Source organism: Niabella aurantiaca DSM 17617 (assembly GCF_000374125.1).
GTDB lineage: Bacteria > Bacteroidota > Bacteroidia > Chitinophagales > Chitinophagaceae > Niabella > Niabella aurantiaca.
Genome location: NZ_KB893643.1, coordinates 35048 through 49054 on the forward strand (window position 1 = coordinate 35048; position 14007 = coordinate 49054).

The 14007-nt window shown below is 52.2% G+C and carries 11 protein-coding genes; 2 read left to right on the forward strand and 9 right to left on the reverse strand.

Features of this window, described 5'->3' with window-relative positions; all coding sequences use genetic code 11:
• Positions 1-101 precede the first annotated feature (101 nt).
• On the forward strand, positions 102-1520 hold the full coding sequence (gene pdxR, locus B160_RS0116555) for a MocR-like pyridoxine biosynthesis transcription factor PdxR (protein WP_018629036.1): 1419 nt from the start codon (positions 102-104) through the stop codon (positions 1518-1520).
• A 33-nt stretch (positions 1521-1553) separates the two neighbouring features.
• Here the strand turns inward: pdxR and B160_RS0116560 are convergent, their stop codons facing one another.
• The 5 genes from B160_RS0116560 to B160_RS0116585 all read right to left on the reverse strand — a co-directional run bounded on the left by B160_RS0116560 (position 1554) and on the right by B160_RS0116585 (position 7268).
• A complete protein-coding gene (locus B160_RS0116560) occupies positions 1554-2261 on the reverse strand; it encodes a type 1 glutamine amidotransferase (RefSeq protein ID WP_018629037.1) in 708 nt (235 codons plus the stop codon).
• 350 nt (positions 2262-2611) lie between these two features.
• The gene (locus B160_RS0116570) at positions 2612-3349 is read right to left on the reverse strand and encodes a YggS family pyridoxal phosphate-dependent enzyme (protein ID WP_018629039.1); all 738 of its coding nucleotides are present in this window, start codon (positions 3347-3349) and stop codon (positions 2612-2614) included.
• Between the two features lie 85 nt (positions 3350-3434).
• A complete protein-coding gene (gene pdxY, locus B160_RS0116575) occupies positions 3435-4274 on the reverse strand; it encodes a pyridoxal kinase (protein ID WP_026309828.1) in 840 nt (279 codons plus the stop codon).
• A 335-nt stretch (positions 4275-4609) separates the two neighbouring features.
• Entirely contained in the window at positions 4610-4843 is a 234-nt protein-coding gene (locus B160_RS0116580; protein ID WP_026309829.1) for a thioredoxin, read from the reverse strand.
• A gap of 211 nt (positions 4844-5054) precedes the next feature.
• Positions 5055-7268: a glycoside hydrolase family 95 protein gene (locus tag B160_RS0116585; protein ID WP_157558116.1), complete on the reverse strand. Its 2214-nt coding sequence runs from the start codon at positions 7266-7268 to the stop codon at positions 5055-5057.
• A 265-nt stretch (positions 7269-7533) separates the two neighbouring features.
• Here B160_RS0116585 and B160_RS29400 point away from each other — a divergent pair, with 265 nt between their 5' ends.
• Entirely contained in the window at positions 7534-7725 is a 192-nt protein-coding gene (locus tag B160_RS29400) for a hypothetical protein (RefSeq protein ID WP_018629043.1), read from the forward strand.
• 78 nt (positions 7726-7803) lie between these two features.
• Here the strand turns inward: B160_RS29400 and B160_RS0116595 are convergent, their stop codons facing one another.
• The 4 genes from B160_RS0116595 to B160_RS0116610 all read right to left on the reverse strand — a co-directional run bounded on the left by B160_RS0116595 (position 7804) and on the right by B160_RS0116610 (position 14007).
• Positions 7804-8226, reverse strand: a complete 423-nt coding sequence (locus B160_RS0116595; RefSeq protein WP_018629044.1) for a Dabb family protein — start codon at positions 8224-8226, stop codon at positions 7804-7806.
• A gap of 138 nt (positions 8227-8364) precedes the next feature.
• On the reverse strand, positions 8365-9876 hold the full coding sequence (locus tag B160_RS0116600; protein WP_018629045.1) for a SulP family inorganic anion transporter: 1512 nt from the start codon (positions 9874-9876) through the stop codon (positions 8365-8367).
• A 185-nt stretch (positions 9877-10061) separates the two neighbouring features.
• Positions 10062-13445, reverse strand: a complete 3384-nt coding sequence (locus B160_RS0116605; protein WP_018629046.1) for an ATP-binding protein — start codon at positions 13443-13445, stop codon at positions 10062-10064.
• Positions 13417-14007: a DUF4194 domain-containing protein gene (locus B160_RS0116610; protein WP_018629047.1), complete on the reverse strand. Its 591-nt coding sequence runs from the start codon at positions 14005-14007 to the stop codon at positions 13417-13419. The genes B160_RS0116605 and B160_RS0116610 overlap by 29 nt, the downstream gene beginning before the upstream one ends.

The window sequence follows — 14007 nt, forward strand, 5'->3', positions numbered from 1 at the left end:
ACGCGTCATCCCCGGGACGCTTCTTTTTTTGACCCGCCCAAAAACAAGTGTATATTTGGACCATCTATTGCATACATTTTTCACGAACCCTGATAGTCCAGATGTTACGACCATGGAATATAGAGCTTCACCTGGATGAGCGATCCGGTAAAGCGATCTACCTGCAAATTGCCGACGCCATTATAAAAGACATTCATTGGGGCCGGCTGAAAGGCGGCGAAGCCCTGCCCGGAAGCCGCCAGCTGGCGCAACTTCTACAGGTAAACCGTAACACCGTGGTGGAAGCGCTGCATGTATTGCTCATCGAAGGCTGGCTGGTATCAAAAGAGCGTAAGGGTACATTTGTTGCCGATCAGCTGCCCCGTTTTAAAAAGATCAAATCCCCCGGGCGCGTACGCGCCACGCAGGAAAGACGCGTAACAGGGTATTCCATTTATTTTGATGACGGTCACCCGAACGGTAAGATAGCGCCCATTGCGGAACTGGCGCGCTCGTACCGCCAGGTCTTTCACCAAAAGGCAAAATGGCAAATGATGTCTTACGGGAATGTGTATGGAGATCCTGCGTTCCGGGCGGAGATCGCCCAGATGCTGAATCACCAGCGGCGCATGCAGGTTGCCGAAGATCATATATGTGTGACCAGGGGCAGTCAGATGGCCATGTACCTGATTGCGCAATGCCTCCTGTCCGCGGGCGACCATGTGATGATCGAAAACCCGGGATATAAACCCGCCTGGCAGGCATGGGAACATGCCGGTGCCACCTTACTGCCGGTTCGGGTAGATGAGGAGGGCCTGTTGATCGAAGACGTGCTTGCGCACCTCCGTTCACATAAGAAGGTAAAAGCCATTTATACTACGCCCCATCGCCAGTACCCGACAACGGTAACGCTTAGTCTTCAGCGAAGGCTGGAGTTGATCCGGCTTTCCAATGAATACGGTTTTGTGATCATAGAAGATGACTATGACAATGAATTCCATTTTGGTTACCGTCCCGTTCATCCCTTGTCTGCCTTCCCCGAACTGAAGCACTTCATTTACGTCGGTACCTTGAGCAAGGTGGTGGCGCCCGCCCTGCGGATCGGCTACCTTGCTACTAAGGACGCGGCCCTTATTGAAAAGATCGGCACGCTCCGGAAGATCATCGACGTTCAGGGAGATACCATTATGGAACAGGCGGTGTTGCAGCTGATCCGGGACGGCACCATTAAACGGCATATACGCAAGGCCTTTCAGTATTACAGGTCAAAACGGGATTTTACGGCTTCGCTCCTTTCGGAATATTTAAAGAATAAAGCCCGCTACCCGGTACCCGAGGGCGGGCTGGCCTTCTGGATCCTGCCCCATAAAAAAATAAACTGGATGCAGGTTTCCAAACAACTGCGATCAAAAGGGATCGGGATCACCACACCGGATAGCTTCAGTTACGACGAGCCGGTGAATGGAATACGGCTGGGTTACGGGGCGCTTTCCGAAGAGCAGCTGAAAGACGGTATAAAGGCCCTGGCAGCCTTTCTCTGAATGACCGGTTCCGGCTTTCACTTCTTTTCCAGGTCATTCCCCGGAATAAAGCCAGTGTGTTAAAACAGCGGCCATTTTTTCATTACAGTCCGCGATCAGGTCCTTCCCGGCTTCTATTTCCGCTGCGGATTGTACTGCTGCTGCCGTTTCAAGGTCAGCAGCAGCCTCCCGCAATAATGCATCCACTGATGAAGCGGTAACCTCCAAATGAAATTGCAGGCCGATCACATCCCGGTTATAGTAAAAGGCCTGGTTGCCGTTCGCCTCCGAGTGCAACAGGTCCATGGCACCTTCCGGAATCGTAAACCGGTCGGCATGCCAATGAAATACTACCGGACCGGTCCTGAACAGTTCATAAAACCAGGGCACCGCCCTGCAGTCACCGGCAGGGTACACCGGAAACCAGCCGATCTCTTTATGGGGCGCCGCCTGTACGCGGGCACCCAGGCAAACCGCTATGAGCTGCGCACCCAAACAAATGCCCAGTACTTTTTTGCCGGCACCAATACAGGTTTTTATAAATGTCTTTTCATCCGCCAGCCAATCATAAAGCGACTCATCATACACGCCCATCGGCCCTCCCATAATGATCAACGCATCCAGCTCGTCCATAGCCGGCAACCGGTGCCCCGGGTCGTAAAAACGGGTGGCGGAAACGTTGTGTCCCTCCTCCTGCATCCAGGTTTCTACATACGCCGGAGCTTCAAAAGGAACGTGTTGTAAATAGTGTACGCGCATCATATTTGCTTCCTGATCTTTAAAATCCGGACCGATCTGCGCCGGAAAGATAATACATCCTGTTTATTTTTCAGGTCCACAGTGAAAGGGGCCATGGCATGGCGCGTGATTTCACACACTGCCAGATGGGAACAAAATATAAGACGTCTGAAAGACCCTGGAACAGTGAGTTCAGGCACACAGGAGCCGCAGATGCACAGATCTTAAATCCAATAAAAATACCGCGGCCGTTTGGATCATGAGCCGGCGGCCATCCCCACACGCCGCCTGAGGGATCGAGATATTATGCTCCCAAAAAAACCTGGCGGCCTCTGTCCCTACACCTTGTACTTTTATAGTAGCGGTTGCGCTTGCTATGCATCCGGGGTCTGCTCATTCCAGTAGTAGCTGTCCGGGTAACGCCGCTTCCCGAATATGGCCGTTCCTACCCGCACGATGGTCGCACCTTCCTCAATGGCCGTTTCCAGGTCGCCGCTCATCCCCATAGAAAGCGCTTTCATTTCCACGCCGGGAATGGCTGCGGCAGCGATCTGATCACGGATCTCTTTTAATAACCGGAAACAGCCGCGCACTTTCCCGGTATCAGCGCTGAAAAGCCCGATGGTCATAAGCCCCTTTATTTTTATGGATCCCAGACCAGCCACTGCCTTTACCAGTTCAAGCGCTGCATCCGGCCCGATCCCGAATTTGCTGTCTTCATTGGAGGTATTTACCTGTATGAGCACTTCCATTGTTCTCTGCTCCAATAACAGGCGCTGATGCAGCTTTTCCGCTAACTCCAAACGATCGACCGACTGGATACAGGAAATATCGTATTTCAGCAGTTCTTTGATCTTATTGGATTGCAGGTGCCCGATGAAATGGCTTTCATGTGGAACTGCCTTCAACGCTGCATGTTTTTCGCGGATCTCCTGCACCCTGTTCTCGGCGATCAGGCGTTGCCCTTCCTGCAACGCGATCTTTATGCGTGCCGGCGGCACCGTTTTCGTGGCTAAAAGCAGGCGTACTTCCTCCGGCGCCCTCCCGCTTGCGCTGCAGGCACGCTCTATACGTTTCCGGATCTCCTGTAAGTGTTCTAAAATATCGGCCATACGCTTTTGTTTAGAATGCCCGCGACATGTTCTTTTCAAAAGATCAGCGACCGGGCACGGTCCCATTCGCCTTTGACGGCTGCGGCTACTGCAAAACATCCAGGCATTTTATCAGCGCAGCCGCGGTGAGATCGGTTTCGCCCAGCCCGAAACTGTACCGGAGCACCGCATGCAGATAGCGCACCGCCTTATCAACGGCCTGCCCGATATCCCTGCCAAGATTCAGCTGGGCTGCAACAATGGCCGCAAACAGATCCCCGGTGCCGATCACTTCAACAGGAACCCGGTCTGTTTCAAAACGCGCTATCTGCCCCTCTGTAAAAAGCATTACTGCTATCCGGTCTTCCGGCAGGTTCACAAATCCGGCACTGGTAACAATAACAGTTCTGGAACGCAACAACGGATGCCCTGTTACCGCGTTATAAAATTCCTCCTCCGAGTTTATTTTTCTCCCCAGGATATATTCCAGTTCAAAATGATTGGGGGTGATCAGATCGCTCAGGGGCAGCAATGTTGCTATTGAATGATCTGCTACCGCCTTCGGAATGTAGAGGCCGCCGGCCCGGAAATCGCCACAGACCGGATCGTAGAGATAGCGATAACCGGCGTGGGGGCGGGTTTTCCGGATAAAATCTGCCAGCAACGAAAGAATGACTTTATCATTGCAAAAGCCGCTGATCAGAAAAGAACAGTCATCAACGATCCCGTTTGCCGCCACCCCCTTCAGCAGCGCTGAAAACAAAGCCGGCTCTACAGGTCGTCCATACACTTCAGGATACTCGATATGATTCGAAAGCATCACCGTGGGCACCTGCACCGGATCCGATCCGCAAAGCTGGAGGGCGATGGCTGCAATATTGTTACCCACATATCCGATGGCCACCTGGCTCTGTATCGTGAGCACCCGCTTCTTCATTGCACGCATGTTTCTGGCTTTGTGCCGGTTTAAAAATGATGGCAACGGAACGCGTTCCAGCACCTTTCCCTGCATCCCGGCTGATTGTTGAACAAAGCTATCCAGAAACAGGACTGCCTGTCTCATACAGTTTTTGAAAAAACAGATGGTCCAGCAACCGGTTTTCTCTACCTCCTCATACGATCGCCGCCGGCAAACGGTGTGGATTTTCCGTTACAATCAAAAGGGTTGTATCAGAACGGATGTTCCTGTAACCGCATGATCCCCGGGCTCTTTACGGTGCCTGCGGCAAGGAGCTTCTGATACAACCCGTTCACCTTTCAACTACACGTAAGGCAGAGTGGCTACCCTTTTACATCAGCAAGCGATGCGCCAAAGTTGATGTGCAAGACATTGCCGTTTGGCGTTACCAGCGCGGGTACGGATTTCACCCCCGCTTTTTCTGCTTCAGCAATGCGGCCCTGGTCTTCACCAAGATGCACTACTTCCACATTGGGTTCTCCAACTAAATGAATGATGTCGTGTTCGGCACTAACGCAAACCGGACAGCCTGCGTGGTAAAAAATTGATTTTTCCATTTTTTGTCTTTTGGTTTTAAAAAATGTTGACATTGCAAATTTAGTTAGGATTCCTAACATTTAACTCCTCCAGTTTTTAGCATCTTCCTAAAAACTGGCGCAGGTCCGCAGGAGGGGCAACTCCCCCGTGCATATGGGGAAGCTTCTTCGCAGCGCAACAGCGCCCGGGAGCATGCGATACCGGCAGTTCTTATAAAAAAAGGAACCGGTTTTAACGACCGCTTTTTGCAGACATCACTTCTTTGAGCCTGCCGTTTATCCGCAGCTTTATTTTTTGAGGACGGGAAGAACGGATCTGGTAGCTGATCACTTTGCCATTGTGCCATTTACAATCTACGGTAAATCCTCCGCGGGCCCTGAGCCCGGTAAAGGATCCGGAAGCCTTCCATGCGGCGGGTATTGCCGGCAGCAGGCTGATCTCGCCAGCGTGGCTTTGCAGCAGCATTTCGGCCATGGCGCCACTGATACCAAAATTACCATCCAGCTGAAAGGGCGGATGATTGGCAAAAAGATTGGGCAGGATATTATAGGTCAGCAGTCCGCGGATCATTATCCCTGCTTTTTCACCCTCACCCAGGCGGGCCCACAATGCGCAACGCCAGGGCCAGGTCCAGGAGCGACGGCTGTCGCCTACCGTGGAGGCTGCAGTAAACGGTTTATCCGCATTTTTACCATAGTTCCCGCTGCGGCTGCGCAATGAAATAATGGCTGCCCGGGCCAGCTCCGGAGTCCGGGTAAGGCTGATCTGCCGTCCCGGGTAAACGGCAAACAGGTGCGAGGTGTGCCGGTGCTGATCATCGGGATCGTCCCGGTCTTCCTGCCACTCCTGCAGCTGACCCCATTTACCGATCTTATTCGGCGCCAGCCGGTGTTGCAGGGATGCTACTTTTGCCTGGTAATCCCTGTCGATATCCAATGCCTTTGCCGCGTCCCGGTAATTCTGAAACAGATCCCATACCAGCTGCTGGTCGTGCATGACCCCATCTTCCCGCGGGCCATGCTCCGGCGACCATCCATTGGGTGCTACCAGGCTTCCGTCCGGCAATGGCTTCAGCCGGTCTTCCCAGTATTGGCAGATCTCTTTCAGCACGGGATAAGCCGTGCTCTTCAAAAAAGCACGGTCCATGGTAAACGCCCAGTGCTCATATACATGCTGGGCATACCAGGCACTGGCCGGTATGTTCCATTCCCAGCCGTTCCCTCCAAAAATATTCTGACTGGTACGGGCCGTCCAGCCACGGGTATGAGCGCCGAAGGCTTTGCGGGTAGCAATACGGCAGGGCTCTGCCTGGGCTACTATATAATCCATCAGGGGCTGATGGCAGGCGGAAAGATTGGTTGTTTCGGCGAGCCAGTAATTCATCTGGATATTGATATTGTTGTGGTAATCGCTGGCCCAGGGGGGATTATTGCTGTGGTTCCAAAGCCCCTGCAGGTTGGCAGGCAAACCACCCGGGCGTGAGCTGCTGATCAGCAGGTAGCGGCCATACCGGAACAGGAGCTCTTCCAGGTCCGGATCCGCGCTGCCCTCTGCGTATTGATCCCGGCGCATATCGGTGGGCAGGGCACGCAATGCCGCAGGGGTAGCCCCGATGTCGATCCGGGCGGCGCCCGTCAGCGCCGTAACGTCTTTGATATGGTCAGTCCGCAATTGCGCATAGGTTTTGGCCCATGCAGCCGCCAGTTCTCTTTCAATCACCGGCAGGGGATCGGCACCCCGCCAGCCGGCATTATAATCCGGTTTGTAATTGGTGCGGGCATTGAGATACAAGGTAAGTGATGTACAATTGGTAAATACCAGCTGGCTGTCGGTTACCGCTATGCTCCCCCCTTCATGCCGGATCATTACCCGGGCAGCGTACCGGAGCTGGTTGGGCATTATTCCTGCAAATTGTAATGTATTTCCGGTAACCTGCGTTGCCGCCCCCTGGGCCGACCATAAGCCGATACGCCCGGACAGTTTTCCTTCCTTTCCTGCCACATACCGGAATACCATTACCTGGTCCGGATGACTGGCGAAGGCCTCACGCCGGTAGTGGCCGCCTGCACCGGAAAAAGAGACCTGGTAAAGACCGGTAGCTACATTCAGGCTCCTGCGATAATCATGAACCGATAATTTCCGGTCAAACAGCAAGCGCAGCTCTCCAAAATTCCGGTAAGCGCCAAAACCGTGGTCGCCGGTTTCATAAGCTCCATCCCAGTTGTTATCGCCACTCCAAAGACTCTGTTCATTAAACTGGATCACATCTTTTTCAACACCACCCAGCATCATGGCCCCCATACGTCCGTTGCCGATCGGAAGCCCCCCGGTTTCCCATTTTGCAGCCGGCTTTTCATACCATAAGGCAACATCGCCTTCATTGCCTGCTTTGGCAAAAAGACATGCAAAAAAAACCGGCAGGACCAATGCAGTGATTCTCTTCATATTCTTCATCGTTTTTAACACCCCCGCTTTCTGAAGCATAGAAACCGGCAGGACAATTGTATTTTTATTGTCGGCAAAGATATTGGTTCACCTGCTGCTTTCGTTAAATGCACGGCCTGCGCTAAATTAAAAACCAAAGATTTCCACCTTTTGTCCCCAGGATATCGGGCTACCCGCGCATCCGGATTTTTATGCAGGATATTTTGATAATTTTATACGGTGTTCAGCACCTTACTGGCGTTGTGCACGACTAAATCAGTTAGATATGAACATTGCTGTTTTATTTCCTGAATTTGAATATGGCCATACGCAGTTGAACAAATTTGTTGAAGCTGCGGGCTTTTTTACCATCATGCTCAAATCGGGAGAGATCATTCACTTTTCGCCGGAACACCCGGACGAATTCCGGGAATGGCTGCAGATACACAAAGTCTCGGATATCAATACCGCTAACTAAGCTCTGGCGACCGGATCCGGGTTGCAGATATAAACCGGTGCACCCGCCGCAGGACTACCGGCAATACTAAAAAAGGGGTCAGGGAAGATCCACTACCATATCATACACAACTACCCGTTCCCACAGGTGACTGTATTTTTCAACAAAAGCTTTGTGCACCGGGTGCTCCTGGTATGCATCCTGATCGCGGGTGCTGTCAAAATACATCAATTCCGAAACCTGGAAGCTGTTGTCAACTACATCGCGTTTCAGCGTGGAAGCCGGCGTGCCAATCAGCAGCTGCCGCACCTGCGGGATGGCTTTCAGGGTCTTCAGACCGACGATCAGGGATCTTTTACCTGCTTCGGATGCAGGCTCCTTCAGCCAAAAGAAAACATGATGAATGACCGGCTGTTTGGGAGGCGGCGTTCTATGCCCCATGGTTACGGGTGCGGTAGCCAGCACGGCCGTATTCTTTATAAATTTTCTGCGGGTATTTGCACTATCTTTTTTGTTTTGCATATGATCTTTTTGAGCACTTCGTGTTTTTTCAAAGATAAGAAAAAGGGCCAACAGCCTTCTTCTCTTCCGGGTCTTCCGAAAGGGACCGGAAGAATTTTCATCTGCAGCGTCCTCTTCGAGCGGTACTGCGGGAAAGCATTACCGGTCCTGCATTACGTTATAGGTCGGGTCTTCCATTACATTTACATCAATGGTCTCTCCGGCATTTTTCAGCAACCGTTTACAATCCGGGCTCAAATGCCGCAGGTGGATTTTCTTATCCTGCCGGGCATAGCGCTCGGTGATCTTATTCAGGGCATCGATTGCCGACATATCCACCACCCTGCTCTCCCGGAAGTCGATCACCACTTCATCCGGATCATTCTTTACGTCAAACTTTTCCATAAACGCAGTGGTAGACGCAAAAAAAAGCGGGCCATAAATTTCGTAATATTTTATCCCGTTGCTGTCGGTATGCTTGCGTGCACGGATGCGTTTGGCATTATCCCAGGCAAAGGCCAGGGCCGAGATGACCACCCCGATCAGCACCGCCAGCGCCAGGTTGTGCAATACCACGGTGATCAGTGCCACCAAGATGCCAACGATGATATCTGTTTTGGGGAATTTGGTGATGATCCGCAAGCTTACCCATTGAAATGTACCGATGGCTACCATCATCATCACTCCAACGAGGGCGGCCATCGGGATCTGCTCAATAAAGGGCGCTCCTACCAGGATCACCGCCAGGATGGTAACAGCCCCGATAAAGGCAGACAGCTTTGTACGGGCACCGGCATTCAGGTTCACCAATGTTTGCGCCACCATGGCACAACCTCCCATGCCGGCAAAGAAGCCATTTACCATATTGGCGGTGCCCTGTGCCATCGCTTCCCTGTTTGAAGCTCCTTTGGTATGGGTGATCTCATCTACCATATTCAGGGTAAGCAACGATTCGATCAGCCCCACACCTGCCATGATCAGTGCATAGGGAAATATGATCTGCAACGTTTCCAGTGTAACCGGCACTGCCGGCAGGTGAAAGGACGGCAGGGAACCGCTGACGGAAGCAATGTCCATTACCTTCCGGGTATCCATGCCTGAGAAGAAAACGATAGCAAAAACGGCCAATATGGCTACCAGGGATGCCGGAACCGCCTTGGTGATCTTTGGAAACCCAATAACGATCAGCACCGTCAAAAGGGTCAGTCCGGCCATCGTATACAGCGCTGTTCCTGTCAGCCAGCCGGCCGGTGTTTTAAACTGTGCAACCTGTGCCATAAAAATGATAACCGCCAGTCCATTCAAAAATCCGTACATAACCGGCTGTGGGATCAGGCGGACGAACTTGCCCAGCTTAAAAAAGCCAACCAGTAGCTGAAGCAACCCAGCCAGGATCACGGTGGCAAAAAGATATTCTACTCCATGACCGGCTGCAAGTGCAATGAGCACGACCACCGTGGCACCAGCCCCGCCGGAAACCATACCCGGCCGGCCCCCTAAAACAGAAGTCACCAACCCCATAAGAAATGCCGCATACAACCCCGTCAGCGGTGACAAACCTGCCAGGATGGCAAAGGATAAGGATTCGGGGATCATGGTCATGGCCACGGTGAGGCCTGCAAGGATCTCTGCTTTATAATCTGTATTACGGTTCAGTCCGAGTAACTGCATCTGCTATTTAATGAATCGGTTAAAAAATATACCTGCATTTTCTCCTGCAAAGGGCAGCGCCCCCTCCGGGAGATGCAGCGCGAAGGAGAACCATCCAGCTGTAAGCTTTCCGCTCCCGGCAGGTCACCATGCATCAAACCGGATCCAGCGTGAAATCCTGAACCTTAAACCTGGAACATCCATGATCAGGAGGCTTTCTTCATCTGTTTCTGCAGCTCTTTAATGGTCATATTGTACATGATGCTATGCCTGTTGTTGACGCGCTGTGCCAGGTGTACATGCGCGATGTAATCCTGAACGATCTGTATCTTATCACTGGGCGTTACAACCAGCAATTGCAGATGCAGCTGTTTGCACAGTTCCATCAGGTAGGTTGCCTTGTCTTCATCCTGGTTGCTGAAGCTTTCATCCACGGCAATAAAACGCAGGCTGCGACTGTTCTTTCCCTCACGGGTGATGCCAAACTGGTAAGCGATGGCGCTGCACAGGATCGTATAGGTCAGCTGGGCCTTCTCCCCGCCGGACAACTGGCCCATCTGGCGATAGGTCTTTTTCAGCTCTCCGGTATTGCGGAATTTTTCATCTGCCCAGAACTCAAACCAGTTCCGCACATCCATCACCCGCGTACGGTAGGTTTCGCTTTCATCGAGGCTGTCGATCAGCGGTTGTACTTTCTGGCGGAAATGCAGTGCCTTGTCCTCAAAGCTGCTCTGCTGCCAGTTGGCCGCCTGAGGCAAGGCCTCCAGCAGGGCATTGCGGAAGGCATTTACCGTGGCATCCTGTACCCGGCGCTTGCCCAGCTGGATGTAGGTATCCGGGAGCTTGTTAAAGTTAATTCCTCCCAGCGACTGGTTCAGCTTGCTCACACTGTTATTGATCTCCCGCTCCCATTTTTCCATTTCCTCATTCAACCCGCCGATCTTATAGGTAATGGTATCGTTGACAAAATTCTCAAAGTCCTTCCGGTATTTCGGCAGGTTCTCACTCACCAGTTTATCCAGCCACTCTTTAAACTCTTCCGCATGCTCCGCCTCTTCCGGCAGGAACTGCACATCACTATACCAGTCCGGGAAACGTTGCAATAAAGCCGGAGACGGATTCTTGATCTGGCTGATGCCCCGGTTCAGCTGCGTTTCTTCCTTATGCAGCAGCCGCTGCATTTCCTGCGTTTCGTTCTCCAGCTGTGTTTTAAACTGCGCATATAGTGTTTCAATATTCTCCAATGTTACAGTTGCCAGCAACGCCGCATGCTGTTGCTGAAACAGCAGCAGCTCTTCCTTATCCGTTTCGGTAATATGCTGCAACAGTAATTGCAGTTGCTCCCGTTGCTGCTCCATCGTCCGGATCCCGTTTTGCAGGGTGGTTTTCGCCTGCGCGGCCTGCTCCCAACTCTTTTCTGCCTCCTGGCGCTGCCGGATCGTTGCTTCCAGCTGTGCGGTCAGTTCCTGTAACTGGTTGTTGCTTTTGCTCAATGCCGTGATCTGCTCTCCGGTTTTATGAATGTTCCGCTGTATGCCCGCTACGTCCAGCAATGCAAAGCCACCATGTTCCTGCAGCCGGTTCAGCGCATAGAATTGTTTTTGCAGCCGGGCAGCCCGGTTGCGGCAACGCTCTATGATCTCGGCGGCATTCGCCAGCTCATCTGCCAGCTTATTCCGCTGACTGATGAGCGCCTCTTTCTTATTTTCATTGTTCCAACCCATTACATAACGCCCGGCATCATTGCTGCCCGGCCGGTCATCCTTCTCATGCCGGTCGCGGTTCTTGATCAGCCCGTTCAGCGTAATAGCCTTATCATAGCGCTCCATCGGCTTCTCCTCTTCCAGGCAGGTATAGGAAAACTGCTGCACCACCTGCTGTTGTACCCAACCGGAAAGCGGATGTTCCGGATGAAAATCCAGCTTATAAAAAACGGTATCGTCCTCTGCCAGGGTATGAAAGGTATCCAGTACCCGGTAATAGACCAGCCGGGTGCCGGTATTGGTCTGATTGAGGTAGCGGGTCACTTTTTTATAGTACTGATCGGGCACCAGCAGGCGGAGCGAAAAGCCATACAATAATTTTTCAATGGCCGGCTGCCAGCGCTGTTCTTCCGGCTTTACCTGCATCAGTTCGCCGGCGAAGGGCAGTTCCGATGTATCCAGTTTTAATGCCGCGCACAATTGCCGGCGTACCTGTACCAGGTGGGCAGGGATATTGCTTTTGTTGTGCAGCAGGATATTCAGTTCTTCTTCCAGGCTGCTCTTTGCCTCCCCGGCCCTTTTATGGAGGTTCCTGGCATCAAAATCATCTGCCTCGTTCTGCCGGTTCTCTTTTTCGAGCCGCCGGGCAAACTGGCCGGCTTCCTTCTGCACGCGTTTATAACTTTCTTCATCGGAAGCGCTTTTATCTTCCAGGTGTAATGCGGCACACCACTCTGTAAATAATGTGAGGTCGCTTTCGGCTTCTGCTCTTTTGGCCTGCAATGCCTGCAGCTCCTGCTCCAGCTGCTTCAGCCGCTGCCCGGCCTGATTCTGGTCGATCTGGTTCCGGGTAACGCGTTCTTCTTCATGCAGGGCATCAATACCCGCTTTTGCTATTGCGGTTTTCTCTTCCAGCTCTTTTACACCCATGCCGGCTTCTTCCAGTGCCTGTTGTAATAACCGGTCCTGGGTATAGCCCTTCCATGCAGCAGCAGTATGCAGGGCCTTTTGGGCGTTCTGCTGCCGGGTCTGCAGATTTTTGAACCCGGTATAATGTTCCTGTACAGGTTGCAGCAGGCGGATCTGCTCTTCCGCCTTTTCAATATTCCGCTGGGCATCCAGCAGCGTGGCCAGGTGCTTTTTTAGTTCCTGGAACAGGGATTCCATATCGCGCGGCTCCAGCATATGCGTGCGGATAAAATCATCCAGGTTGCCCAATACTTTAATGCCTACGGTCTGATTAAAAAGGGTCAGCGCCTGGATGCTCTGCATCCCCAGCACATCCACCAGCCGGTGGGCATATTTGCTCGCGGCATCAAACCATTCTACCTGCTTGCGGCTCCCTTTATTGTATTGCTGATCCAGCCGGCGTTTCCAGGCATTGCCGAGGTCGAAGGGCTTAAAATCTTCCTCAATATGCAGACTTTTATGGGCAATACCAAACATCCGTTTCATATCCCCGTTGTTGAAATACCGCACCTGGAACAGGGTCACTTCCTGCATGGCTTCATTGGTAAAATTAGCCAGCAGGATGCTGTAGGCTTCTTCGCGGTTCTCCCGCAGGTACAAGGCTTTGGTAACGCCGTTCTCATTGTTGATGGTGCCATAGCCCCCCAGTACATAAGTTTCTTCGGTACGGTCGCCTTTCTTTTCGCTGCCGCTGCTCTGGTTATAGAACCGGTATTTTTTTTCGGGAACGATGAGCGTTAGCAGGGCGTCCACAAACGTGGTTTTCCCGCTGCCGTTTGATCCTGTAAGCAGGCTGGTTTCCCCACCGGGAATGATGGTATGGATCTGTTCGTCGAAAGTTCCCCAGTTAAAGACTTCCATGTATTGTAACCGGAAGCCGCTTTTTTCATTATCCGTGCTGAATACGCTTAGCTGCATGTGCTGTCAATTGCTGTTTAAAATCTTCTAATACCTCGCTGTCTACCCGGGCTTTGATGAGCTTTTTGATCCGGAATTTTTGTTCATCCGGCACTTCGTGTACACCCGACCGTTCCAGGAATCCATTTTCCACGGCGCGTTCGATGAGCCGGTCGATGTCCTTCAGCATCTTTACCCGGCTGGCATTTTCTTTAAAAAATAACTCGGCATACTCCTTGATCTCCCTTCTTTTTTTGATCAGCTCCCGCTGGGTAGCCTCGCCCACTTCAAATTCAGCCATCATATCGCGCAGTAACACCAGCATCACACTTTCGTCGTAGGCCAGGGCCCGGCGCTGTACCCAGCTTACACTGGTGGCGTCCTCTTCCGATACCGCGTGTTTTATGTACGCGTAGCCATCCTGCTCATCCAGTACCAGGGTCAGTCCTACACCCTGTAAAAAAACGATAAGCTCGGTCTTGTACTGGAGCAGCTTTTCCCAAACGTTTTTGTCCAGGTATTCTACCGGGCCTTTGAGCAGCTTGATGAACACAGGCGTAAATGAATGTATTTTTTCGGCCAT

Excerpts from the sequence above, each read along its gene's own strand:
- pdxR (WP_018629036.1), top strand. The coding sequence starts at position 102 with ATGTTACGACCATGGAATATAGAGCTTCACCTGGATGAGCGATCCGGT.
- B160_RS0116560 (WP_018629037.1), bottom strand. The coding sequence starts at position 2,261 with ATGATGCGCGTACACTATTTACAACACGTTCCTTTTGAAGCTCCGGCG.
- B160_RS0116570 (WP_018629039.1), bottom strand. The coding sequence starts at position 3,349 with ATGGCCGATATTTTAGAACACTTACAGGAGATCCGGAAACGTATAGAG.
- pdxY (WP_026309828.1), bottom strand. The coding sequence starts at position 4,274 with ATGCGTGCAATGAAGAAGCGGGTGCTCACGATACAGAGCCAGGTGGCC.
- B160_RS0116580 (WP_026309829.1), bottom strand. The coding sequence starts at position 4,843 with ATGGAAAAATCAATTTTTTACCACGCAGGCTGTCCGGTTTGCGTTAGT.
- B160_RS0116585 (WP_157558116.1), bottom strand. The coding sequence starts at position 7,268 with ATGAAGAGAATCACTGCATTGGTCCTGCCGGTTTTTTTTGCATGTCTT.
- B160_RS29400 (WP_018629043.1), top strand. The coding sequence starts at position 7,534 with ATGAACATTGCTGTTTTATTTCCTGAATTTGAATATGGCCATACGCAG.
- B160_RS0116595 (WP_018629044.1), bottom strand. The coding sequence starts at position 8,226 with ATGCAAAACAAAAAAGATAGTGCAAATACCCGCAGAAAATTTATAAAG.
- B160_RS0116600 (WP_018629045.1), bottom strand. The coding sequence starts at position 9,876 with ATGCAGTTACTCGGACTGAACCGTAATACAGATTATAAAGCAGAGATC.
- B160_RS0116605 (WP_018629046.1), bottom strand. The coding sequence starts at position 13,445 with ATGCAGCTAAGCGTATTCAGCACGGATAATGAAAAAAGCGGCTTCCGG.
- B160_RS0116610 (WP_018629047.1), bottom strand. The coding sequence starts at position 14,007 with ATGGCCGAAAAAATACATTCATTTACGCCTGTGTTCATCAAGCTGCTC.